Annotated in this window: 21 protein-coding genes, 2 pseudogenes and 1 CRISPR repeat array; of the genes and pseudogenes, 17 read left to right on the top strand and 6 right to left on the bottom strand. The window is 45.9% G+C overall.

Features of this window, described 5'->3' with window-relative positions; all coding sequences use genetic code 11:
- Window position 1 precedes the first annotated feature (1 nt).
- Complete coding sequence (locus tag FFONT_RS00415; RefSeq protein ID WP_014557235.1) at window positions 2-1,612, bottom strand: potassium-transporting ATPase subunit KdpA; 1,611 nt, start codon at window positions 1,610-1,612, stop codon at window positions 2-4.
- Window positions 1,613-2,479: 867 nt separating this feature from the next.
- Here FFONT_RS00415 and FFONT_RS07155 point away from each other — a divergent pair.
- From FFONT_RS07155 to FFONT_RS07265, 7 genes and pseudogenes are all read left to right on the top strand, one after another.
- The gene (locus FFONT_RS07155) at window positions 2,480-2,677 is read left to right on the top strand and encodes an SDR family NAD(P)-dependent oxidoreductase (RefSeq protein WP_014557232.1); all 198 of its coding nucleotides are present in this window, start codon (window positions 2,480-2,482) and stop codon (window positions 2,675-2,677) included.
- Window positions 2,664-3,247 (top strand): annotated as a pseudogene (locus FFONT_RS00405) (SDR family NAD(P)-dependent oxidoreductase). Before FFONT_RS07155 ends, FFONT_RS00405 begins: the two are co-directional and overlap by 14 nt.
- A 149-nt stretch (window positions 3,248-3,396) precedes the next feature.
- Window positions 3,397-3,696 carry a hypothetical protein gene (locus FFONT_RS00395; protein WP_148683435.1) on the top strand — a complete coding sequence of 100 codons (300 nt, stop codon included), beginning with the start codon at window positions 3,397-3,399 and terminating at the stop codon, window positions 3,694-3,696.
- A 38-nt stretch (window positions 3,697-3,734) separates the two neighbouring features.
- Window positions 3,735-4,226: a hypothetical protein gene (locus FFONT_RS00390; protein ID WP_014557229.1), complete on the top strand. Its 492-nt coding sequence runs from the start codon at window positions 3,735-3,737 to the stop codon at window positions 4,224-4,226.
- A gap of 75 nt (window positions 4,227-4,301) precedes the next feature.
- Window positions 4,302-5,765, top strand: coding sequence for a type II/IV secretion system ATPase subunit (locus FFONT_RS00385; protein WP_014557228.1), 1,464 nt, complete (start codon window positions 4,302-4,304; stop codon window positions 5,763-5,765).
- Complete coding sequence (locus FFONT_RS00380) at window positions 5,762-7,222, top strand: hypothetical protein (RefSeq protein ID WP_014557227.1); 1,461 nt, start codon at window positions 5,762-5,764, stop codon at window positions 7,220-7,222. The genes FFONT_RS00385 and FFONT_RS00380 overlap by 4 nt, the downstream gene beginning before the upstream one ends.
- Before the next feature lie 100 nt (window positions 7,223-7,322).
- A pseudogene (locus FFONT_RS07265) lies at window positions 7,323-7,720 on the top strand (GMP synthase (glutamine-hydrolyzing)); the annotation flags it as partial.
- A 128-nt stretch (window positions 7,721-7,848) separates the two neighbouring features.
- On the opposite strand, the gene FFONT_RS00370 reads toward FFONT_RS07265, so the two are convergent.
- A complete protein-coding gene (locus FFONT_RS00370) occupies window positions 7,849-8,658 on the bottom strand; it encodes a DUF4234 domain-containing protein (protein ID WP_014557226.1) in 810 nt (269 codons plus the stop codon).
- A 234-nt stretch (window positions 8,659-8,892) separates the two neighbouring features.
- On the opposite strand from FFONT_RS00370, the gene FFONT_RS00365 reads away from it, so the two are divergent.
- Window positions 8,893-9,375: a hypothetical protein gene (locus FFONT_RS00365; RefSeq protein ID WP_014557225.1), complete on the top strand. Its 483-nt coding sequence runs from the start codon at window positions 8,893-8,895 to the stop codon at window positions 9,373-9,375.
- Between the two features lie 249 nt (window positions 9,376-9,624).
- Here the strand turns inward: FFONT_RS00365 and csx1 are convergent, their stop codons facing one another.
- The gene (gene csx1 / locus FFONT_RS00360; protein ID WP_158308272.1) at window positions 9,625-11,151 is read right to left on the bottom strand and encodes a CRISPR-associated CARF protein Csx1; all 1,527 of its coding nucleotides are present in this window, start codon (window positions 11,149-11,151) and stop codon (window positions 9,625-9,627) included.
- Between the two features lie 118 nt (window positions 11,152-11,269).
- On the opposite strand from csx1, the gene cas10 reads away from it, so the two are divergent.
- The 6 genes from cas10 to cmr6 all read left to right on the top strand — a co-directional run bounded on the left by cas10 (window position 11,270) and on the right by cmr6 (window position 19,457).
- Window positions 11,270-14,683: a type III-B CRISPR-associated protein Cas10/Cmr2 gene (cas10, locus tag FFONT_RS00355; protein WP_014557223.1), complete on the top strand. Its 3,414-nt coding sequence runs from the start codon at window positions 11,270-11,272 to the stop codon at window positions 14,681-14,683.
- Window positions 14,684-14,802: 119 nt separating this feature from the next.
- Window positions 14,803-15,705: a hypothetical protein gene (locus tag FFONT_RS00350; RefSeq protein WP_148683433.1), complete on the top strand. Its 903-nt coding sequence runs from the start codon at window positions 14,803-14,805 to the stop codon at window positions 15,703-15,705.
- 73 nt (window positions 15,706-15,778) lie between these two features.
- Complete coding sequence (cmr4, locus tag FFONT_RS00345; protein WP_014557221.1) at window positions 15,779-16,696, top strand: type III-B CRISPR module RAMP protein Cmr4; 918 nt, start codon at window positions 15,779-15,781, stop codon at window positions 16,694-16,696.
- A 10-nt stretch (window positions 16,697-16,706) separates the two neighbouring features.
- Complete coding sequence (gene cmr5, locus FFONT_RS00340; protein WP_148683432.1) at window positions 16,707-17,246, top strand: type III-B CRISPR module-associated protein Cmr5; 540 nt, start codon at window positions 16,707-16,709, stop codon at window positions 17,244-17,246.
- A complete protein-coding gene (locus tag FFONT_RS00335; protein WP_014557219.1) occupies window positions 17,243-18,496 on the top strand; it encodes an RAMP superfamily CRISPR-associated protein in 1,254 nt (417 codons plus the stop codon). Before cmr5 ends, FFONT_RS00335 begins: the two co-directional genes overlap by 4 nt.
- A 1-nt stretch (window position 18,497) precedes the next feature.
- Window positions 18,498-19,457, top strand: a complete 960-nt coding sequence (gene cmr6, locus FFONT_RS00330) for a type III-B CRISPR module RAMP protein Cmr6 (protein WP_148683431.1) — start codon at window positions 18,498-18,500, stop codon at window positions 19,455-19,457.
- 21 nt (window positions 19,458-19,478) lie between these two features.
- Here cmr6 and FFONT_RS00325 read toward each other — a convergent pair whose 3' ends face one another.
- Window positions 19,479-20,222 (bottom strand): putative CRISPR-associated protein, encoded by a 744-nt coding sequence (locus tag FFONT_RS00325; protein WP_014557217.1) that lies wholly within the window; start codon window positions 20,220-20,222, stop codon window positions 19,479-19,481.
- A gap of 56 nt (window positions 20,223-20,278) precedes the next feature.
- A CRISPR array of direct repeats spans window positions 20,279-21,347; the repeat unit is 24 nt; unit sequence CTTTCAATTCTATCTAACAGATTC.
- A gap of 374 nt (window positions 21,348-21,721) precedes the next feature.
- Between FFONT_RS00325 and FFONT_RS00320 the strand changes: the two genes are divergently transcribed.
- From FFONT_RS00320 to FFONT_RS00310, 3 genes are read left to right on the top strand one after another with little or no spacing between them, the layout of a single operon-like run.
- Complete coding sequence (locus tag FFONT_RS00320) at window positions 21,722-23,041, top strand: hypothetical protein (RefSeq protein ID WP_014557215.1); 1,320 nt, start codon at window positions 21,722-21,724, stop codon at window positions 23,039-23,041.
- Between the two features lie 45 nt (window positions 23,042-23,086).
- The gene (locus FFONT_RS07260) at window positions 23,087-23,620 is read left to right on the top strand and encodes a hypothetical protein (protein WP_014557214.1); all 534 of its coding nucleotides are present in this window, start codon (window positions 23,087-23,089) and stop codon (window positions 23,618-23,620) included.
- On the top strand, window positions 23,583-23,786 hold the full coding sequence (locus FFONT_RS00310; RefSeq protein WP_158308270.1) for a helix-turn-helix domain-containing protein: 204 nt from the start codon (window positions 23,583-23,585) through the stop codon (window positions 23,784-23,786). Before FFONT_RS07260 ends, FFONT_RS00310 begins: the two co-directional genes overlap by 38 nt.
- Here FFONT_RS00310 and cas4 read toward each other — a convergent pair.
- A complete protein-coding gene (gene cas4, locus FFONT_RS00305) occupies window positions 23,781-24,362 on the bottom strand; it encodes a CRISPR-associated protein Cas4 (RefSeq protein ID WP_014557212.1) in 582 nt (193 codons plus the stop codon). The two genes, FFONT_RS00310 and cas4, sit on opposite strands and share 6 nt — an antisense overlap.
- A complete protein-coding gene (cas2, locus tag FFONT_RS00300) occupies window positions 24,359-24,649 on the bottom strand; it encodes a CRISPR-associated endonuclease Cas2 (RefSeq protein WP_014557211.1) in 291 nt (96 codons plus the stop codon). The genes cas4 and cas2 overlap by 4 nt, the downstream gene beginning before the upstream one ends.
- Window position 24,650 lies beyond the last annotated feature (1 nt).

The following is a 24,650-nucleotide window of genomic DNA, read 5'->3' as shown; positions in this document are numbered from 1 at the left end:
GTCAACCACCCATGAGCATTGGACCTATGACGATGAACGGGAAGAAGGTCAGCGCAGTCAGAATGATTATCATCACAACGGAGAAAACTATGAAGAGACCGCCCTGGGTCTTAACAGGCTCATCTGCTACCCCCCTCTTGCATCTGTGCAGATCTTGGGCGATGAGGAGGAAGAGCCCTAGCGGCAAATACCTCCCGAGGAACATGACGATGGCTGTCGAAACGTTCCAGAAGGCTGTGTTTCCCATCGTGCCTAAATAGCCGGAGCCATTGTTTGCTGCAGCTGAGGTGAACTCATAGAGCACCATCGTGTAGACTTGGGGGTTCAGAGATGAGGCGAAAGAAAGGTACTGCTTCGTGAGGAGAGCGATGGCAGTTGGGACGAGTATGATGGTAGGGTGGATGAGGAATACGATAGTAGAATACTTTACGACTTTCGGAGATATCCCCATGTTGAGGAACTTTGGCGTCTTCCCTATCATGAGGGATCCTATGAATATTATTATGAAGATATAGACCAGAAGGTAGAGCAGTCCAACCCCATCAGCTCCGGGCACAGACTGGATGAACATCGCTATGAGGAATGAGGCGATGGCTGAGGGTCTCATGGCGAAGAGGCTAGATGCGGTCGCTCCTGTATCGGAGAGGAGGGAGGCTGTGTTGAAAGCTAGTGCCCCTTCATATCCTAGGCGGGGTTCTGCGAGATAGGAGAGAGCTGGGACCCTGTTCATCACGGCGACGCCTATAATCATGAAGGCCAAAGCATAGGCGATGGCGAACATGGAGAGCCCTCTCTTCTTCCCGAATATCCTCCCGAACGTGAAGAGCAGACTCGTCGGTATGAGCAGCATGAGGACAGATTCGATGAAGTTCGACAGACCATTTGGGTTCTCGAAGGGGTGAGCCGAGTTGGCACCGAAGAATCCTCCTCCATTTGTCCCGAGAAGCTTTATTGCTTCAAATGAAGCGATCGGGCCCAGCCTCATGATGAATGAGCCCGCGTAGGGGTTTTCGAATGCCACATGGTCCTCGAATGTCTGCGGCACACCGAGGGAAGCTAAAATCACGGCAGCGATGATGGAGATGGGGAGAAGGAGGAAAAAGGTGACCATGACCAGGTCTCGGTAGAAATTGCCGGCCTGGAGCCCCTTGAGGGATCGCATGAAAGCCAAGGAAACGGCTATTCCAGTCGCAGGAGCTATGAACATCGTTGTCCCTATGACAACGCACTGGGCCATATTCGTGAGGGATATCTCCCCAGCGTAGTGCTGCAGGTTCGTGTTCGTGACAAATGAAACTGCCGTGTTCAAAGCCAAGTCCCAAGGGAGATCGGGTCCCCCAAAGAACAGGCTCTGCTTCATGAGCATAATCGTGTCTATGGCTATTAAAATGAAGTTGAGCAGGAAGGCATCGGCGATGTATTTGAGGAAGGACTTCTCCGAGGAGGATCCCAGCCCGATGATGTCGAGCACATCGAAAACTTTCTTCAAGAGTTTTGGAGGTTCGAAGTTCCATTCCAATACCATCTTCTTCAAGAGCCTACTGAGCTCGTACCCTAGCAATGACACGGCGATGAAGATGGCGAGCCAGTAGGATATCAATACCTGGATCATCCAGAAGCACCTCTGATAGCTTTGAGCCTGCCGCTATGCCAAACAGAGCTACATCCCAGTATTCCCATGAACTTGGAAAATATTATGCGAACACCCTTATTAATTTACAGCCGAGCTCCTTTCTTCATGATGTTCAGAGATTTTCTCCGGAAAAACTCTTCACTATGCACTTTTTATAATCACTAGGAGGATCCTTCTCCCTTTTGAAGACCAAAGATTTTTCCTAAATGGAACCTGCTGATATAAACTGGAAAAAAGTTTAGGAGACGAGCTCTTTCTTCAGCTTTTCTATCAAACCTCCAGCTTCTATTATCTCTATCACTTCCCTTGGCAAAGATTTAGAGCGAAGCTCTTTTCCTCCCACAGTTGTTACCACGCTCTTTTCGAGGTCAATGAGTACTTAACGGCCAATGGAAATCACGCTTGGAGCTCCGGACAATTCTATAGCTATGTAGCGATCTTCATCGCACCCAACGGACTCTCAGTCTGGCTTTTTTTAAAAAAAACTAAATATTTCGGTATACGGTAAATTTCGTGGGGAGCTCAAAATTCCATCGACATAGAGAACCCCACTAGTTTCACGACCATGTATTTTTGCTAGCAAAAAATAATAGATATCTAATAGCTATCTGAAACTGACCTTTTCCCACATAAAAATGCGCTCTGTAGAGGCACCAAATCACAAAATCTACTTCCTCAATTTTTAAAATAATGAAGAAGAACCCACTTCAAGGAAAATCTCCATATATCCTTGAAAGCCGAGCGCTTAACTATCTACTAAAACATGACCTTGGCTCTTTATTTCAAGCTAAATAAATACAAAACATTTTTATTGAAAGTTACCCTATATTATGTTTGGTGACTTACTTGTCATTAAAGAATAAGATCTCCCTCGTCACCGGGGGAGGGAGTGGAATAGGGAAAGCTATTGCGGAAAAGCTCTCCTCTATGGGCTCCACGGTCATAATATTCGATGTCTCGGAGCAGAGCGGATCTTCGGTAGCCAAGCAAATTAACGATGAGGGAGGGAATGCTCACTTCTTCAAGGTAGATGTCTCCCAATGAAGAGAGCGTGAAGAGGGGCCTAGAGAAGGCAATCGAGGTGGTCGGGGGAATAGATGTATTGGTGAACAACGCGGGCATTGAGCCTCCCAACAAATCTCTCCTCGATCTTACTTCCGAGGAGTACGACAGAGTCCTGGACGTAAACTTGAAGGGAGTCTGGCTCATAACGAAGTACACGGTGCCCCATATGGCGAAGAGGGGTGGGGGATCGATCATAAACATTGCATCCATGGCGGGGCTCAAAACCGCTGGCTGGAGCGATGCCTACAGCGTCTCAAAGGCTGGAGTCATAATGTTCACGATGGTCTCTGCTATTGAGCTTGGAAAATTGAAGATAAGAGTGAACGCGATCGCTCCAGGATGGGTGGACACCCCGATGATAGAGAGGGCAGCCAAGAACCTCATGATGACTCCGGAGGAGTTCAAAAAACTGAACTCACAGAGGGTGGTGCTAGCGAGGTTTCGAACCCCGAAGAGATCGCCAATGTAGCAGCATTCCTCGCCTCCGAAGAATCTTCCTACATGACTGGGAGCGTCGTAGTAGTGGATGGGGGAGTCTCAATAACATGATTTTCCGCTATCGCATATATTAGTTAGACTTTTTTTGCCCCCACGAAAGTTCGAAACTGCTCTATCTCGTTGAATGTTCTAATTTCTGAAAAGATCGAAGGTCCTTGGACGTCACTTTTTAAATGCTCCCCCATTTTTTGGGGGATGAAATGCCCGGAAAAGGCATATATGCTTTCATTGCTTCTCTTTTTGGAATGGAGGCAAAAGCTGAAACAGTTCCCATAAGCATAACACCTTCTCCTCCTCCCGGCATCTCGGGAGCGATACAGACTTTGCTGAGCTGGTTGATGTGGCTTGGGTGGATAGCTGTTGCAGGGGGCTTTATAGCAGGGGCAATTCACTTCGTCTTGGGAAACACGGAGAGCGGGAAGAAGCTCTTGATAGGGGCTATAATCGGGGCATTAATAATGGCTTTCTACTCAGCCCTGATAGCAGGCCTCATATCTTGACGCTTTATAAACCAGCTGTTATATCTATGGGGAATAGAATGTCCCAGGAAGGCGAAGGTATTCCAGAGGAAAAGGGTGAGAGAAGGTCGAGGAAAGGAAAGGAGAGGGGAATCAGCGAGATCGTTTCCGTAATGGCCCTGCTCCTCATCGCTGTCGTTGCCGTATTCGCACTGAGGGGGTGGCTGTCAACGCAACAAAGCAGGATGACTAACATAGATATGGCTACAGCTAGCTACAGCGTCCAAACGACCTTCAGCGGATATGTCATCTCTCTGGACGTCAGGAACAACCTGCAGGGCAACCTCGCCGTGAACCAGGTCCAGGTAATTCTGAGCAACGGTACAGCTCTTTCCTTCTCTGCAACGGGGATAACCCCCGCTCTTCCTAACACGATATCAGCGAAGAGCGACCAGATCTACGTGATAACTGTCAATGCTGGGAGCGGGGTGGCTGTGAAGCAGATCAACGTCCGGGTCCAGGAACCAATTTCATTGCAGTCTCAGTGGATAACTGCAATAGGGGGAGGTTGAGGAGCTTCTCTGCATGGAAAGACCCTCTCAGAACCCAACATTTTTTAAAATCCTTCTTCTATACGGGGGGAAGCTTTGGAAGAGAGGACAAGGGGCTCAGAGCTCTTTGGGAAGCTGAAAGAGTTCTTCGAGAAGAGGGAGAAGAAGCTGAGGCTCCTGAGCTCCTCCCATAGCTTCCCCGAGATCGCGGGGAACTCAGTCTCCAGCTACGACATTGGCGCTTTCAGAGTCAGCATCGTCGAGAGCGGGAGCAACTTCGCTTATGTAGTGAAGCCCCTGAAGAACGTCGAGGATCTAAGGCAGAGAATTGAAGAGAAGCTGGAGGAAATTATCCTGCTGATGAAGAGGGGGAACGACATTGCAGATATCATCTCTGCAGTATTGAAGATAGAGAGGGAGAGGATCCCCGATGCTATCTATGTGCTGAGGAACGCCGTTGGCTACGGGAAGTTGCAAGCCATCCTCGATGATCCCTATATCTTGGACTTGAGCGTTGAAGGACCTGGGCAAATATGGGTGAGGCATTCTCTCGTTGAAATGCTCAGGCCTGAGCAGGACTTCGTCCCCACGAATATCATTTTCAATTCAAACGAAGAAATTGTCATGATGCAGCAGGTCATAGCAACGAAGTGCAATACTTTCATATCGACTTCCAACCCCATCCTAGATTCGCAGCTCCCCCCAAAGGACGGAGGACACAGAGTCCACCTCGTCTTCCCAACGGTCTCCCATCAGAGACCAGAGATCGTCATCAGGAAGAGACTCCCTATGCCTCCGAGCATCGAGCAGTACATAGAGATGAAGGTCATGCCAAGAGCAGTTGCTGAGCTGCTGAGGCTCGTCCTCAATGCCAGGGGATCTGTCATAGTTGCAGGACCTCCAGGCTCTGGGAAAACTACGGTCATGCGTTCCCTACTCTACCATTCCGTTCCAAAAACATGGAAGGTCATGGTCATAGAGGACACTGGCGAGATCGATCCTCCTCAAGGATCCCCATGGACACGCTATACTACCTTCGAGCTCGGTTCGGTGAAGGTGGATCTATTCGATCTAGCAAAAGCTTCTCTCAGGGCTTCAGGAACGAGGTTGATTGTAGTTGGGGAGACGAGGGGGCAGGAAGCACGAGTTTTAGCGCAAGCCATGATGGTGGGATTGGGAGCTCTGACTAGCTTCCACGGTTCTTCCCCTGAAGAAGTCTCCACGAGGCTCATGAGCCCTCCGATAAACCTAGCTCCATCTCAAGTTGGCATGTTCCATTTCGTCGCAATAATGGGCTTCGGAGATAAACCGAGGAGACAGCTCAAGCTCTTGGCAGAGCTGAAGTACGATCCGCTGTCTCAGAATGTAGTTTCGAAGACCATCTGGGACAGGGATAAGGACGGGATGGAAATCTCCCTCGAGACGCTCATCTCGAGATCGGAGAAGATCGAGGAGCTCGAGATGAGGTTGGAGAAGCCTTTCCAAGCCCTGAACAGAAAGGTGAAGGATGAGGAGGAAAGCAAGATGTTCGAAAATCTCCTGGAAGGTCGATCCCTTTGAGCTTGCTCAAGAGCCTTGAGGAGAAATACATGCATTTGATAGCAGTGAGCGACCCAAATCTGAGGAAGTACAGGAATGCAAGGAAGGAAGTTGGGCTAACCTTCTATTCATCCCTCTTTTCCTCCGCGCTTCTCCTCGCTTTCTATCTCGCTTTTGGAAATATCGATCTGATGACGGCTCTCCTCATTCTAGCGTTACCCCTGCTCCTCATCTTCAAAATCCTGAACACAGCCTTCTCGATACAGAGCTTGAGGAAGAATGTGGAGCAGGAATTCGCCTTTTTGCTGATCGCTTCAGCCTCTGTTTCTAAGACGGGTCTGGAGCTCTCCGAGTACCTCAAGTTCTCCGCTAATTCGAAGGCGATGAAGGGGATCAAGGCAATAGGAGAGAGGTTCGTCCAGCTTTCAGAATTGTTCGGGAACAACGAAGCATTCCACTACATCTCGAACATTTTGGGAGGAAGAGCGAGGCAGCTCCTGAACGAATACGCTTCCAGCTTGAGCTCGGGGACTGCACTGTACATGCTCAGAGATCGAGCAAATGATATGGTGAAGAATGCTCAGGTGGAGCTCGAAAAGAGCATCCAGTCGAGGATCATGCTCGCTCTGCTTCTGATCGCACTCTTGGGCATGGCTCCGAGCATGATCACTGGATTCTTCGCTCTCCAGAGCTTCAGCCTGACTGAAGGCTCATCGAACGCTCCATCCAACTCAACATATGCGTTCGCCTGGGGAGCTCTGGCATTTTTCCCACTATTGCTCAGCATGATCCCCGATTACCCTCTAGCAATGAGGGTGATCTTCAGGAAGGATGTGGAAAGAGCGCTGAACCTAATCGCATTCTCTGCAGGGTCCCTTCTCTTCCTTCCAGCGATGATCCTTGCGATCAACGGCAATGCCCAGGAGTTCAGAAGGCTAGTTTTTGAGCTCTCTCTCATCGCCCTTATCCTCAGCCTCCCTGGATTCATCTCAACGCTCAGAGCTGTCTTCGCCTCGAGCGTCGATGAAATCGCAGAGGACATGCTGAACCACGTGAGGGTTTGGAGGAGCCTGCTCCTCTACAGGGGCGAAACGATGGAAAGGGAAAGGAGGAAGAGTGTGAAGCCCTGGATAGTGGTTTTCATGGACGAGGCGAGGCATTTCTTCAAGAGCGCAGGGGACTGCGATCCCAACATCTTCCAGCTCCTCGTTGATTTCATACATGAGAGCGAGCGCTCACTCAAAAAGTTCACACAGGTCTTAGCTATAGTATTCGGGACTTCTCTTTTTTCCCCGATAATGAGCGCAATGATGCTGAATCTCGGAGGTACCTTATTCCCGAGCCAGATCGCAATTGCTTACGTGAGCGCTTTAACCTATGGCATAGTTGCGGAGAAGCTCGCCCTGGGAAAGCTGAAGAGCGCTCTCATACCATCGATAGCAGCCTTGGTTTTTGCCCTTTCAGCACCGATCCATTGAAAGCATGATAAAAAAGATGATATTATTTTTAGAGTAAATAGAGCCATCGTGAAAACTTGTATGATCTCTCAGCTATATGCCCTTCGGAAACTACACTTTTCCCGAGAGCCTGATCGAGAGTCACCCCTTTCCAGGTCCAGGTCTCGTGGTGCAGGTGATCGAAAGGTTCACGAGGGAAAAGCTGGAGGTCGTGAGAAGATCCTCCAAGATAGTCGAGGATGTTCTGAAGAAGCACGGGCTCTACGAGAGGGTTTGGCAGACCTTCACCACGGTTGGAGAGGATAGATGGGTTGGAGTGAAGGCGATGCGAGGAGCCACGGCTACATAGTGACGATAAGGATCGTGGAGAGCGTGGATGGAATGACAGCCGACTATTTCAGAGTGCCCTATGAAGTCTTAGATGAGATGGTCAAAAAGATCACGAGCTCAGTTGAGAACGTGACGATGGTTACATATGCGGTGACTTCTAAGCCGCCGAGCACCATAGAGCCTTGCTGATATCGGAAAAGCTCACATTTCACCCAATGGTGAAATCGCCGAGCCGTGACTGAAGTCCAGAAGTTTTTCAGCGTTGAACAGAAGGAGCCTGGAATTCATCCTGCGAAGGAGATTTCGAAGGAAAAAATCTACTGCTTTGAGGAAATCTCCCTCAGCGCCGTGATGAGCTCTTTCTCGATCAGCTCGTGGCTCTCGAAGTGCTTGTTCGGATCGTTCGTGAGAGTGTAGACCCAGTATATTCCAAAGAGCCCCGAAGATATCAAATAGAGGATTATGTACAGGAACGTGCTCCTGTCTGGGACAATGGCGAACTCCTCAGCTTTCCTGGTGAAAGAGGGGATTTTTTCCTTGATCTCATCGAACAGCTCGCTCAGCAGCAGCTTCTCCTTCTCCGAGTGCTTGTAGAAATCCTTGTTGAGGAAGTGGAACACGTAGAAGATGTAGAAGGGCACGATTATGAGGATCGCGTTGGCTATAGCGCTCTTCGTGTTGCTGTCGACTTCCTTCAGCTCATTGAACCTGGACTTTATCGAGTATGCTCTCTTGAACTTCAGGATGTCAGCCGCTTCCGCTATGTTCTCATAGAAGGAAAGAGTCCTAGCGAAGTGATCGTTCCTCCTCTTGATCCATTTATAGACGACATAGAAATACATCAGCACGGCAATCAAAAGTATCCCATAGCCGATCTCCCTGAAAGGATAAATTACCATTCCATTTGGGGGAATATCCTGGTAAATTGAGACTGCATAATAGATGTGACCTGGGTTCGGGAAGTAATAGAAGAAGCCGAACAACATGAGTATCATGGCTATGACTGCGAGAATCGCTGGGATGAATGGGAGAATTATCGGCATCTTGTAGTCGGTCCTCTTCGACTCTCCGGAAATTTCCTCTGCTTTTTTCAAGAGGGCTTCGATTCTCTCCCTATCAGAAGACATGTAGAAACACCTGAACACTTCGAATCTAATAATATGATATATAAAAGTTTATCCTTAAAGACAATATCCTTGTTCCCATTCTAGAACATGCGATCGATGCCAGGTGAACCGAGAATCTTGACTCGAAAAATTCTTCAGCTTGAATCAGCAAAGCCAAAGTCCCGATTCATATGAAAGCTGAGCTCTTGTATTTCAAACAACTGGTAAAGTATTAATAATAGATATAGCTAAGTTATGGAGAAGGAGAGAAAATGTCAACTGAAATCGAAAGCAAAGGTGAGAGAAAAAGGATCTTCTAAAGCCATATCCATCCTTCTGATCTTGATGCTACTTTTCATTGGAGCTTTCCTATGGAGCTATCATGAAGAGAACAGGTTCTCCAATATAGTAAGCTTGAAGTACAGCGAAACACTGGAAACGAACAGGGCAATAGCCATACCTTCCATGGGGCAGGTAACTATGAACTACACCCTACCTTATGCTGGTTACTTGAAAATCTCATACTCCTCAACGAGCCCGGTCTATATCCTGATAGGGGGCAACTTCTCCCAGCAGTTTCCAGGGGGGAGCTACTTCTCAAGATATCCACTCCAGAAGGAGTCTTCAAGCGGGACGTTCATTGTACCTGTGCTTCCAGGTGAGACTTACATAACCATCCATAACCCTTCAATACTGCTAGGCACGGCTGTGACGATATCTATTGAATACCATTACTGATGTGGAGCTTCGTTGATTTGATCGAGAGAGAGGTATTTTTAACGCAGAAAATCCTTTCAATTCCATCTAGCAAATTCAGCACTACTTGTAGCGCTTATTAAAGAGATGCAGAAATATTATCGAATCCCAAAAATTTTTTGAAAGTTATATTTAAAAGTATATAGCAATTTAACAAATAAGTTATTCATTTGTAATGCCTCATGACGAAATCAGAAGCTATCAAGCAAAGATGAAAGGGTTTAAAAAAAGCTACTCTAGGATTTTCAAAATTCTCTCTGGACTGTCAGCTATGTACCTAAGGTATATTCTTCCACCCCCTTTTTCACGGCAAACTTCTACATATTCTCTCTGAAGTCCTGCATGGGCTATGACGATTCTTCTATCCGGTTCCCTGGTTCCTTTCGAAGCACTGGATCCTTTCTCCTCAGAATCTCCTTCTTTCTCGAAAAGCTCATCCAGTTCTAGGCACTCTCCTTTATTCAAGACTTCACCCTTTTCTTCTATCTTTTTATCTATATTGCTCACTTCGTTTGTTATTATCGGTTCGAAAGCTCTGCTCACTCTTCTATAGATTTTCCTCGCGATTTTTTTATCAAATTCATCCAAGTACATGATGACGTCATTGGAGTTCTGCGGCTTCGTCGATCCATCGGCATTTTGTCTTACTGAATCTTTGATTTGGGAGCACGCTTTGTAGGACAATGAGTAAGAATATAATCCCCAGTAGTTCAGCTCCAACCTCCTCTCGATCCTTTTGCCGTCGCTATTGATGACGGTATTCTCTTTCCACAGTGAGAACGCATCATCGAGGGCATTGAGGAATTCCCTATAATCCTCTATCGTAGAGCAGCTATACCTGAGGAGAAGAGGAACTGGGTACCTCAAGCTCTTGAGGACTTTGCTCACGGATCCCTTAATCTTATCGTATTTTTCGTTGAACTTTTTCAAGCTGTCTACGGCCTTTTCGCCATCATCCCCCTTTATCTCAATTCTTCTGTCCAAAACTTTGATCTCTCTGCTATCTCCTAAGCCTAAGGGGACCTGAATCGTTCCCACATTTTCCCAATAAATCTCGTGAAGAGCGATCTCACTCAATTTTCGGGCAGGCTCGGAATTGAAAGCCTTTATCTCTACAACATCTTTGGTATCTATCGATGGATCAAAGAGGCTCAGCGAGGCTAGCATCTTCGCTGCCTGTAGGAGGAGGGATGGCATATAGTTGACTCCTTGACTCAGATCGAGGTATATCTTCCCAAATGAACTATCTTTTGTTATCTTGAAGAGTTCGAATAAGAGGACAGAAAAGGGATCCCTTGGCCCTCCGTTGAAAGTGACCTCAGAGGGCTTCCCAAGCATTGGCATGATGATCGCTTCCATATTGTTCAGCATCAAGCCTTCTGGACTCATCCTCTTAGCTGTTTCACTGATCAGCTTCTTAGCATCCAAGATGATTTCTTCATAGCTGCTATATTTCTCCATAGACTTGGATAAGGGCTCAATTCCAAGTTTATCCGCGACTTCATAGAATATGTCTCTGCAGATTTGATCGTCGCCTCTTCCATTTTGTCTTTGCTCGTAATCCAGCAGGCTATCTGCTCCAACTATTATCACTTTCGCATTTTTATGCTTCTTAGCTAGCGCGAAAACGCTCGAACATGATTCAACCGACTCACTAACTCCTTCCTCATGAAGTACATACTTCGTTTTTCTCCATACCCAAGGAGCTCCCCAAGTAGCTATTATAAGTTCTTGATCTTTCGAGCCATGGTTACTCATGGTCATCCCAGAAATAGTCATGAATTTCAATATCTTATATCAAAAATGCATATATATATGTTCTTCCATTATGAACTATATGATTGTAACTATTTTTGCCAAAGCGTAGTGATACTTCATGGAAGAGAACAATTCGAAAGGGAACCATCTGAACATTTTCTACAAGCTCAAAGCGAAGCTCCTGTTCCATGATCCCCCTCATAAGATGGTTGTGCTCAAGGAGGGGCATGAAAGGATAGGGAAAGTGCTCCAAGATGAAGTCTTGAGCAGCTTCGCCAAGGGGAGCATTGGAGATGAGGAAAGGCTCAAGCGAAATGCGGACCGGCTGGCTAGCTCTTTCGACAGACTCATCCTCCATGGGGTCGAGAAATTCCATGAGGGAGGATATCTCGATTACTACAGGCTCCATAATATTTTCAAGCCAGACGAGAGCATAGAGCTGAAATTCCCCGACAGAAAAACGATGGATGAACTTGTCCAAAGATGGGCCGAAGAGCTCAATAAAGCAGTTTCCATGGCAGCGGGTAATCCACAAGATAGGAAATCAACTTGGCTCGCATATTCAACTCTATTTGCTCTGTACGAAATAAAGTGGTACGAATTGGGGTTACCTCCCAGCTTAGCGGATACGAGGTTCCCCACGCACACGGTCTTCGACCACCTCTACGCAACGGCATCCGCATCGAACTTCTTCTACGATAACAATGGAGTAACGGATGTCCCAAAGGGCTTCGTGGTTTCCGTCGATATCCCAGGAGTTCAGAGCTTTATCTCTCATTCGAGGAAGCTCGGAGATTTTTGGGCTGCGAGCTGGATTATATCAAACCTATCCTGGAGGACGGTATGGAGGGCTATAAAGGCATTTGGTCCTGATGTACTGATATCTCCTTCACCTAGGCTGAATCCCTACTTGCTCGTCAGTTTATCTAATGAGGCCGAGAAACTGGGAAAACAAGATCTGAAGAAGAAAAACCTGGTCGACATTTTAAAGAAATCTACAAACGAGCTCATGAAAATGATATCACCATATGAATCTTTCAGTGGCAACGATCTGTTCGAACTAGCTGAGATCACCCCAATGATACCCGAGAAGATCAGGTTCATCCTCCCGAAGATGTTTTACATAGAGGACAAAGATGGAAGCGTAAAATACATAGAGAGAGAGGAGGACGTTGCTGACCTCGTCAAGGTTTGGTTCAGGGAAGCCTGGAAAGAAATACTGGAAGAAGCGGGCTTCTACTCCAATGGAGATAGGATGAAGAAAGCTCTGAGGGAGATGATAAAGCAGTTTGGGGAAAAAGTTATTGAAGAACCCCCATTCTACCCAAGAATAAAAGTCGTCAATGTCGATGAGGTCAACAAGAACTTAAATAAGTATTTGGAAAAAATCGGCTGGAAGGTCGAAGGAGGTCAGAGCTCAGCTCTTCTCAGCAAGGAAGGGGAGATCAGCCCCCTCCTTTGGAACGTCCTGATCTTCCTATTGGACAAGAGCCCAACCTACAGGCTAGATCCCATCCCGAAAGCATTCTGGGTCCTCGATGATAATGGTGATTCCATAGTTCCAGTTTACGATTCTGATAAAGTAGATGTTGATAAGATGAAGTTCAAGAGCTGGGTCCAGTGCTCCCTCTGTGGTGAGGAGCCGGCCATAAAGCTGGGCAAAGAATTCAAGAATGACGTTGCTAAATATAAAGAAGAAGATCTCGAGAAAATTCTCGAGATCACTGGAGTTTCCAGGAGCGAACTGGAAGATCTCCCTTCAATCATTAAGCCAGGCGAGGCGCTAGGTCCTTACTGCCTTTTGAGAAGGCTGCTCTACTTAGAAAAAAGAGAAAAACTTGGATTCGAGTCCACGGATAGGTTGGTCCTAAGATCACTAGATCTGTTCATAAAGGAGTTCGATTTAAGGGAAAAACTGCTGCAGAACTTCATCAAAGTCGTTGAAGATCAGAGAGAGGGGGTAAAAACAAACGTCCAGTTGGATAACGATAAAATTAGGGAGGCTCTTTCCCTCGTTTTTTCTGAGACTTTCTCCCATTTGGGGAAAGAGAGGTATGAAGGCTTCGAGAAAGCAGCCAATAAACTTGGAATAGATGAAGAGGAGAAGTTCATAAATATGCTAGAAGATGCTCTGAGGAATCTTAAAGAAGAGCTCAAGAAGGAGAAGTTTCTCGCTAATGAAGAGGACATGGGCAAACTCGCTGAAATGGTCTCAAAACACTTTGGAAAGGACCTCGGAAGGCTATTTGAAGAATACCTGAATCGTGAGGAGAATAAGGATGAGGAGAATGAGAAAGATGTGCGGTTGGATAGAGCCCTCTCGCTCTTCGAGGCGATGCTGAGGCTGAGGAGATACTATGCCATACTTAGAATGGACGGCGACTTCATAGGAAGAATCGTCTCTGGCAAGCTCCCCCTCTACTCTGAGATGTTCACCGATGATGGAAAGATGAGAACGATGAAGCTGAGCGAGTACGTCAAGATGCTATATGACAGCATGAAGAAAAACGCTTCGGGAGAGCAGAGAGTGAAAATAGAGGAAGTTGAGAAGAAGGCGATGGAAAACGCTGAAATCCTAGAGAAAACCATCAAGATCAGGGAAGGCATGCATTCTCAATACAAAGAATTTGAGGGCATCATAGTCTCTCCAAGCTACTACATGCACATATCCACATCTCTGATGCTCCAGGCCTTGAGAGATACTATGCTCATCAGGATGAATGAGGGCTTCCCAATTTACGCTGGAGGAGATGACCTCAATGCCCTGCTTCCAATTGAGACATCTATCAAGGCAGTAGCTGAGCTCAGAAAATCCTTCTGGTACTGGAATGAAGGGAAAGATAGATTCGCTATCTTGAGAATCAGAGGAGACCAGAGAGAGGAAAGCGAGAAGGACTACAATTTACCATTACGGGAAGCTTCGATCCCTGTCTCATCTCTCTTGCCTACGGGAAGGAGCGCCTCCTTGAGGTTCGCTAAGATAAAGGACTTAACGGGAGAGGAAATAGCAGAGGCAGGGGAGCTCTTAGAAAATGAAGCCAAAGAGAGCTCATGGAGCTTGAACGGCAAGAGGGTGGCGAAGGACACCATCGTGATGAGTGACAGCTCCGATAAGAACATATCTCTCCTCCCGTTTTCGTTGAGGAAAGATAGAGATATAGAGCTCGTCATCGATGAAGTCCATGTTGGAGCATTGGGGAGGCTGTGGATGCTGAGGCTACTCGGAATGCTCTCAGGTAACCTCCCCGAAGACGCCTTCGACCAAGTTCCATCGGAATTATGGAACCCCGATAATGATAAGAAAAGAAATGCTCTGAAAAAGCTCAACGGATACGTGTTCAAGAGGAATATCTCAACCAAGAGAAAAGATGAAATGGTCAATGAACTGATGCGATCGCTCGAAGATGCGAATGCTTTCACCGCTGTTAACTCTAAGGCAACGGAAGGTATGGTTGGGGATTCATATGAGAACCTCGCCCTTCTCTATCACATATTCAAATCGATAAAAATCATGAGGGATCTGCCAAAATGATCCTCAGAATAAAACCCATCACGAATCCTATATTCTCGAGGAGGCCTTTCAGCTCTCCCGACTACATAGCATCCCACAGCGTCTGGGAGATACCGCCTCCCACCACGGTAGCGGGAACATTGGGAGATGCCTTGGGAATCACCATTCCAACAAATGAGAGCAGCAAGTTGCTAGGCTTAGATAAGCTTTCAGAGAAGCTGAATGAAAAGCTCACCGAGCCCTGCGGGATACCTTTCAGCATCACAGGACCCCTTCTGGAAACAGAGGGTAGGTATTTTGTCCCAATTGGAGAGGGGGTCTTTCTCCCCGTTCAATACGATAATGTGAAGAAAATTGCTGTTATTGGAGATCAGAATAAAGCCAAACTGATTCATGGAACAGAGAGAAGAGTCGGGGTCTCCCTGAAGAGGGGCTATAACCAAAGTGAAGAGAAAGTCGGAAGGTCTGGCATGCACTACAGATACTTGGTATCTGTGTACGAGATGGTCGAAAATGAGAAAAAGAGACCAGTCCTGCCGAACTACGTCTACAAGCTAACGGGATGTCAAGGATCGGGGAACATTCAACAGAAAAGGGCAATAAGGTTTGGAGGCGAAGGTGGGATAGCTTTCCTGGAGATCAACCGAAGCAAAGAAGAGGATTCTATCTTCAGCGCCATGTTCTCCCCACTTTCGAATCTCGAGCAAGGGTGCTACCTTGCTCTCTCTCCAATACCGCTCATACCGAAGCACGGAAACTCCTCTCATATTAGCGAAGTTACGGGATTGGAGCCATTCGGAGGTCCCTCCTCAGTCCGTGGCATATGCGACGAGAGAAGCTGCAAGGTCAAGGTAGTGAGGATGGGGCTCGGATTCTCCGAAGTATATAAGAGCAGGAGGCCGCAGATTCTAGCACTTCCCCAGGGCACTTTGCTGGAGGTCTCTGATAAACATGGAAGCAACAATTCCAAAGTTCTGAAGGTACTCTACTCTCTGGGTTTCGCATCACTGTTGAAGGTTGGTGATGAGCTTTGTCAGGACTGAGCTTCAATTTTATTTTTTCATATTTCTTACAAACTTTTTTTAACATTAAATTTAAAAAAGAGGTGAGAGAATAATGGGATTAAATTATAATAGGGAAAAGGCCCTTCTCCTATTAATAAGGGCCATTACGCCTTTGCATGTAGGAGTCGGTGAAGGAGAGCACGTCGATCTCTCAGTGCAGAGAGACGAGTTCGGCTTCCCCATCATATGGGGAACTAGCCTGAAGGGAGCGATAAAATCGCAGTTCAACAGGATATATGGCAAAGATGAAAAATTCATCAAAGAGCTGTTTGGTGATGATGAAAAACCTTCGAAATTGAGGGTTCTGGATGCGAGGCTTTTTCTCATACCTGCGAGGACCTATAAAAAAGTCTGGACATACGTTACTTCAAAGCAAGTTATTGAGAGGCTCGAGCCATACGCAGAGCTCGCAGGGTTCAAGTTAGATACGGGAGTAGAGTCTAAAGGGTCTAGCACTGTGGGAAATGCTGGAGCTCATGAACCCATCGAGAAAGTTGATGTGATAGTCAATAAAGATTATCTTCTGGAAGATGGAAAAATCACATTGAACGAAATCTTTGACCTCACCGCAAAGAGTAATCCAACGGAATTCAATATGATCAATACACTCATAAATAAGATATCTTCGATAAAGAACGAAAAAATTGAGAAACTAATCAAAAGGATAGAAGAAAGAGGCATCTGTCTCGTCACTGACGAGGAATCGAAGAGCAGGGCGATAATAAACAAAAGCATAGTAATACAGTACAGGATTCGGTTAAAAGGTGATGAAAAGGTGGTGAAGGAGGGTGGCCTGTGGAGCGAGGAGCTTCTGCCATCTGAGACCCTCATGCTATCAGCATTGGTCGTAAATGAGAGCGACCTGAGCAAACTCAAAAATTTGGTGGAGAAGAATCCATTCTACCTTTTCATCGGCGGTAAGGAGTCTGTGGGAAGAGGACTGGCTGAAATCTATCTGCTTGATATTTAAGGTGAAGGAAATGGGTAATGCATACGAGCTGAAAGACCCAAATGTGAGGTTGATGGAGGAGCTCATCGAGATATTCGACTACCTCAGTAAAGTCGCTGAAAGCAAAGATAAAGATGTTAAGGAATACTTGAAGGCCCTGAGGTCTAGGGCTAGGGACGCTCCCACCGAAATCTTCACCAGCGGACTAGCTCTATTCACTGTGACATACTTAGCGAAATCTAAGGATTGCTTTCCCAAAATGGCTAATGAACTATCGAAAAGCCCAGATAGGGATATATTGTTGAAGAATCTAGAAAAAAAATTAATTGTTACTGATGATGGGCAGGAGAAAAAATGTGAGTCGCCGGATTTTGGGTATGGAAGCTATTTGCTCATACTCATGTATCTATTAAAAAGGCAGAGAATCGTTGGAGAGAACACGAATCTTAAGGATTTCTTGAAGATGGCATCGTCTTATCCCCCGCTTTCTGAGAAAGCCCTCATAATATCTGAGCTCATAAAGAGGTTCTCAGAAGCATATCTACCGGAACCGGAGAGTGAACAGCATTGATAGAGGAGATACTGAGGCTGAAGGTCACAAACTTTACCCCTCTCTTAGTGGGCTGGTATGAACCGAACATAGTGGATCCGATTGGATTGAGACCAACTGAGCTCAAAGGTATATGGCGCTGGTGGGCTAGAGCCTTTGCCTGTGGTGTTTTATATGATAGAGGCTGCAACCCTTTACCTTCTGATCTCGTTAAAATCGTTGGAAAGGATCTTGGGCTTGGATATGCTGGGGTAAACATAGGTGGTAAAAGCGCCATGCCTTCGAAGTACATTATAAGAGTAAATGAAACTTTTGAACCTACGAATTTCAAAAAGGCGAGTATAAATAAAACGGATTTAAAGGAGCTTCAGAGGATCGTGTTACTTTTGGGTGGTAGGCCTGAGAGTCTAGAACCTAATAATGCGGAAAAAGTGATCTTAAAGAGAAGGGGGAAAGGTGGGGTTGAGAGGACTTTAGAACTATATTTACCGCAGTCTAGATTTTACACTATTTCTTTATTTTCTACAGAAAGTGATTCTAATAAAAAAGCGGCAGCGGTACTATCTTTCTTATCAGCCATTATGTTAATGGGGATAGGTAAGGGAGGAAGAAGAGGTCTTGGTAGCCTCGATATTATAGAAATAGAGAAACAGCCTGAAATAAATGGAAAGAGAATAAATGAACTTAGTTTGAAGGTTGAGGATTTAGTAGATAAGACCTACGAACATTTCAGAAATCTGGATTCAATTAAAGATCCTCAATGCACGAAAAAATCAATAGATAAAAACCTTCCGAACTTCCCTTGCCTCTCAAAAAATCACGAGGATATTACCTCAATTTATCATGTTGAGGCTAGGGATGAGAGTAAGAAGGCTTTTGATGTATTTAAGGATCTCCATAATTTATTCAATTTGAGTATGAGGTCACGAGAAAGAAACTTCCCTAAAATATGTTCTAATTTAAAGGAATACGATTGGTTCCTGGGGATACCACGAAAAGGGAAATATAAAGAAGAGAAGGAAGGAGGGAAATCTGAAGAATGGAGAAGACCATCCCCGGTCATATTATCAGCTCACGATAACAAGATATTTGGAAATGGTGCATTCTTGACGGTTCTCGCATCAGCTGACTGGCCTGATATCATGATAAATGGGAAACAAATCGATTCGCAGCAGATTGGGGATGCTAAAAAAACATTCGAGAATTGCTTGAAAGCCTACTGTTCGACTAAATACAAAATAACAAGGATCTGGCCACGGAGGTTGAAATAATATGAAATGGGATGAAAGTAGATCACCGCACCATAATAGAAGTAGAGATGGTAATATGAGGAAGCAAGGGAGTGGTTTTGATAGAAGTAGAGAACAAGAAGGGGTAGAGGAAAGAAATATGCACGATATCTTGAACGAACGTTTCAAGAGCCTCGTAAACAGAAACCTGTACTCCTCAATAGTTCGCTCCATATTGGAATATTATGAGGTTACGAGCGAAAAATCTGGCGAAGTAGAATTAACCCAATTTTACGGGAAAATTGTCAAGCATATACAACAACTAAAAAGCAGAGAAAAAACTGACCTGAATCTTGTTAATGAATACTTAAAAGATGTAGAAAATGGACTCAAAGAGGCATGTCCAAGAGTATATTCGCTCGAGATAGAGACGAAGAGCAGGTTTATAGTTTCGATGAAATACCCATATATGCCCCTCAATTTAGGGTTGGCCATCGATCCTTACATGAATGTTCCATTCATTCCCGCTTCTTCGCTACGAGGAGCTCTGAGAATGCAACTGTCCCTCAATAATAACGATATTTCGCATAACAATATTTCGCTTCTGTTCGGCAAAAGCGAGGGGGAAGAGGGAAAGCATCCGGGGATCCTCTCGATCTTCGATGCTTATCCAGTGAAAGCGCAAAATGGATTATTTGAAGCAGATGTTATCACACCTCACTACAGGGAATCTGATCATAAGATTGGCAAAAGGGAAGTTGATTATGGGATTGGCGAACATGAAAGTAAACCCAACCCAATTCTCTTCCTGACTGTTCCCAGCGGGGTTACATTCAGAGCGTTCTCAGCTGTATGCGATGAGCTTGACGAGCAGGAAAAACAGGCACTCACAAAGTTCGTAGGAGCCTTCAAGAATTTCAGAGAGTTCCCGCTTGGTTTGGGAGCGAAAACTATGACAGGATATGGAGTAGTCGAAGTGAGCTTCATCCCTATAAAAACATAAACTTCAAGAATTGAACATTTTTTAACTTTCATATATTTTCAGGATTTCCTTCACTATATCCCTCACTTTGCACTTTCCTCCATCCATCTCCACAAGACCTTTGTCAACGAGGTCCTCGATCTCTCTGACGTTGAACCCTGCTTCGAGCCAATCTTTGCAATAAGGGTTCAGCTCGGTGAGCCTACTGAGCCTATCGAGCTCTTCTCCCTTTATAGATAACGGGAGGGCGGGCAATTCCACTGGGACCCTCAGGGTCTCGTGAATGTATAAGACCTTATCAACGCTGAGGAGGAGCGCTGAAACGTAGGCGATGGCCGATTCGGCCTTATATCCACCTGTCAAGTTCAAGATGATTTCGAGCCCCTCCTTTCTTGCAGTTGCGACTGCCTTCGCTATCGCATCCATAAGGTTCGAAGTACCCACTTCGAAGGCTTTACCTAACTTTTCTACGACCATCACTTCCGCCTTTATTTCACGATCTTCGAAGAAGCTTCGGAGGGCCTCCGCGCACACTTTCCCCTCATCCGTATCGCTCGCCAGAAGAGTCACGCTAGCTATTTTCCGCTCTTTCTCATTCAGATATGTTCGCATGGAGTTTACTTCTGCGCTCACCTTACTCGGATCAAAATTCAGCTTCTTGACCAGAAATTCAAGGCACTTTTGGCTTTTCGGATCGCTGCAGGCTCTTTCCGTATCCTCCGAAGAGGTGTTCCTGAGTATGCTTGTCCCTACGGTTACAATTACATGGTACTTTTTCTCGCTCAAGGCAGTTCTCCTAAACTTCTATTTAGCTATAAACTATATATCTTTTTCGGAATCGCTTTTCAATTCTATCTAACAGATTCTCGATTGGTACTCACTCTTTAAACTCGTTATGCACGATACTTTCAATTCTATCTAACAGATTCTCCGGTCCAGGGTATTATCTGCGTCTCGCCGTGTCTAACTTTCAATTCTATCTAACAGATTCACTTAGACAGTCTCGTTAGCCAAGGAAAAATAACAAGCTTTCAATTCTATCTAACAGATTCTTAAATACTATCTGAAGGAACACGAGATATCTAAAGCCTTTCAATTCTATCTAACAGATTCCAGGAAGATGATAGCTTAGGTGATAAGATGCATGTTATACTTTCAATTCTATCTAACAGATTCTCTACAGAACTTGCATTAATTGATATTGGGCTAGGAGTCTTTCAATTCTATCTAACAGATTCATTTGAAACAGCTCGAGAACGAAGGCCTCGTTATTACTTTCAATTCTATCTAACAGATTCATAATAATAATAACTCTAGTGCCCCAGGCATTGGAGCTTTCAATTCTATCTAACAGATTCTTGGTAGGCGCAATTACGTTTATTAGCCAACTGAACGCCTTTCAATTCTATCTAACAGATTCAGCTAAGCAACCGCAACAACAACAACAAAGCACACTTGCCTTTCAATTCTATCTAACAGATTCACTACCTTTGGCAGGAGTTATACGAGAAGAAACTAACTTTCAATTCTATCTAACAGATTCAAAAACAATCGAAGAGGACATAGAAAACTTAAGAGAACTTTCAATTCTATCTAACAGATTCGGATCCCCAGCGTTGACATATACGAAACGAACTCGTCCTTTCAATTCTATCTAACAGATTCCGAAGACAAAAGTAAGCAAGATGAAATAGCGGATTTCTTTCAATTCTATCTAACAGATTCATTTAGCACAATCGCGCCGATCGCAAAAAGTGGCACAAACTTTCAATTCTATCTAACAGATTCAGCGATCAGCAGCAAGTAATTCAGCTTGAAGTTGACACTTTCAATTCTATCTAACAGATTCGCTGTCTCTGTGGAGGCACTACAATGTAGTCATCCTCACTTTCAATTCTATCTAACAGATTCTGCACTATTTGTAGCGTTCATTCTTATTATTTATAATGGCGTATTATCAATAAAAGCTTTTCGCCCTCGCTCGAAAAAATCGCGAAAGGACCATCAATTCCCAGAAATTTCTGGGAAATTATAATTAAAAGTATATAATAATTTAACAAATAAGTTATTCATTTATAATGCCCTCTGCTTTGATGGAATAACATGTTGAAATTATATATAGCATTTTGTCTGAATTTTGCATTTATAAGGGGTTTAAATACTTCCCGAAATAGCTCGGGAAATATTGCGAATCGCGAAACACACTCTTTTGCGCGGCTCAAAAAAGAATTTCTGAAATATAACTTTAACTATTTGGCTTTACTAGAACTATATTGGTACTTTCAATGAAGCTCATCATACCCTATTCTCCCAGCAGGCAGGTTCTCCTGGGGACGCTCGGATACGAGATCGCGACTGGAGAGAAGTTCGAGGAGATCATTTTGACATCGGAGCAGGAACCGGAAGAGATGCTGGAAATCATCGAGAAGATCTCCCGAGCTCTGGGAGCGAAGCTGAGCTTGAGGGTTCTGGGGAGAGACCCGAGGTCCTGGGCCCGTCTCGAGATACCGGAAGATACGATCCTGGACATTACACCTGGTAGGAAGATATATGCTTCTGTCCTCCTCCAGAAATGCCTAGTCTCCAGGAGCTGCAGGGCGAGGTACCTCTACATAGAGGAGGAGAAGAAATATGGGTACAAGTTCTTCGGCTATATGCCGAAGTGGTCCTTCAAGTTCATCGAGCTCTATCCAGAGCTCAATCTCTTGAAATTAGATGCATCGAAGCTCAAGGAAGTTCACATCTCTGACCCTCAGGAGCATTTACAGAAGGTAGCTCCAGAAACAATACAAGCTATCGTGAACCTGTACTCTCAGTCTGGAGCTAACGAGTTCTCCATAGAAGCATGCGGTGGAAGGGCCGAGTTCGAGTTCACAGAGGAAAGCCTCATCCTGAAGAGCTACAGCTCCTTTGGCTCTGGAGATTTGGAAACCTTCGAGGAGGTTCTCTCGAGCTCTCTGGAGCTGGAGAACAAGGAGGAGGTCTACTCTAAACTCTCTAAGTGCGTAAGCGAAGGGGGGATCATAGTCCCCGACACCAACGTCTTCATCCATGGTAGGATCTTCGACTATCTGAAGTCCCAGTACAAGTATGTGGAGATAATGAAGCCAATCTGGGCAGAGCTGCTCCCCCAGGCGCTGGAGGAGAAGGAGACCTCTCTCGGGAGGAAGAAGCTGCTTGGGGTGATCAGAGCCACAGCCCTGAATAAGACCATTCCCACTATGGATAGGATGCTGAAGGGAGACGTTGAGATAATCAACTCCCTGAAGAAGTTGCTCGACGAGAGGAAGAAGGTCTGCTTCCTCACCTCAGACGTCAGGCTGAGCCTAGCAGTGAGCAACGTCTTGAGGGGAGATGAAGTTCTGATGAGAGCTCCATTTCTCGAAGAGGGAAGGAAATTCTGCGCGGAGGAGCTCTACAGCTTCTTTCTGAACCTAGCTTTCCAGTGCAAGGGGTTCAAGCTGAGCATGGCTGAAAGGACCTTTTCCTTCGAGCTCGGGAGGATCGGCGAGCTGGGTACAGGTATACCCAATCTCAAGTTGAAAGGTCCCGAAAGGGCTGACGACTTAGCGTTCTTGGACATGATAGTTAGGGAAACTCTTTAGTACGGAAGGCAAATCATTAATAATGAGCCATATGAAATATGCACGGTGCGCGGGATAAAGGTGGTTCAATTGGAGGTTTGTCTCATCGTCACTCTAGGGTTCCATTCGGATATAGGACTGAGGAGGATTGCCGATAGAGGGGTAAAGACGGCGGATAGGATCCTCGTGATCTCCGGTCCCTCCATCCCCGCATCAGAGAAGGCGGTGAAGGAGTTCAAGCTCTACGCCAGCAAGGCTGGGGTGAAGGAAGAGAACATGCAGACCCTCAGGATCGATCCCGCTGAACCGTGGAAGGGCATCCCAGCGATAGCACAGAAGATAAGGGAGGTCTGCGGAGACAGGAGAATTGTCGTTGAAGCTGGTGGAGGGCTCAGGGGGATCACGGTCATGCTGATGCTTGCCCTGTTCAGCATGAAGAGATCTTTCTCCGTTGAGACGAGCATAGAGGGGGACAGATTCGGACCTGGAGATACCGGAGGGTTTCATCCAATTCCTCATGAGCAGACTAGGCACGAAGGACTCCCAGCTTCTCCGAGCCGTGTTGAACTCGGGAAACATGAGCGTAAAGGACATCGCTAAGGCTACTGGCTGCGGAGAGAAGACCGTGGTGAACAGGATATCTTACCTGAAAAAGCTCGGACTGGTAGAGAGGAAGGGGAGGAGCCCGCTGAAGCTCACTCCCTGGGGAGAGGCAGCCGCCCTCCTCAGCGAAGAAAGTAGAGAATTATTGGAAAAGAAGTCATAAAATTTCGGCAGGCTGGTTGGAAGAGGAGCATACTGACTTGAAGAAGCAGTATGAGCACTTTCCCCCATAGCTCGCGCTTGGAGGTGTAGGAGAGTCCAAAATCTTCAGGAGTCTTTCTACGAGATGCCTCGCGCTGATGTGAAGTTCGTAACTGTATTCCTGCTCCCAGACAACTTCTCTTCCCACCATGAGGACTAGCTTCCAGACTCTCCCCTCCACTTCTTGAACTAACCAGCCGTATGTCAGCAGCTGGGCTCTGAAGTCTTGGAAGTCGCCTCTCTCCCTGGAAAAATGCTTGTACTCGACTATGATCTTCCTCTCTTCCCCAGAAATGATGTCGGGCGAACCGCAGACGGGAATTTGAGGATGGCATAGCTTCTTGTTGAATTGCATGGGCTGAGGTAGCATGAGGCTCTCCGCGATTCTCTTGAGATCCCTGTGCCTCTCGCTCGATAGAATCATCGAGGGGGTTGGAGGTTCCTCTATATCTGAGTTTAACTTGAACCAGACCATTCTCTCGCAATATGGTAGGTTCCTTATTAGGCTCAAGCTTATGCTGCCCTTCAGCTCTTTCATCTCAAGACCACCGATCCTTCGGGAGATCCGGCGCTCCATTTGCTCGTTCCCACCACAATAGCCCGATTCCATTCTTTCCTCTCTATTTGGACTATGTGGACCACATCTTTCTCCAAATCGATCGTCATCTCTATCTCTCTCGCGATATCCTTCGCTCTTCCCTCCTGCACGTATCCCACGAACGCGCTCCTCTGTATTCTTCTCAGCCCCCACTTTTCAAGGATCTCCACGACCCTCTGTCTCTTGCCCTGATCTCCTATGTCATAGACGATTATATAGAAGCCCAAA

The sequence above is a fragment of the Fervidicoccus fontis Kam940 genome (assembly GCF_000258425.1).
Taxonomy (GTDB): domain Archaea; phylum Thermoproteota; class Thermoprotei_A; order Sulfolobales; family Fervidicoccaceae; genus Fervidicoccus; species Fervidicoccus fontis.
This window is presented reverse-complemented; position numbering and strand designations above follow the sequence as displayed.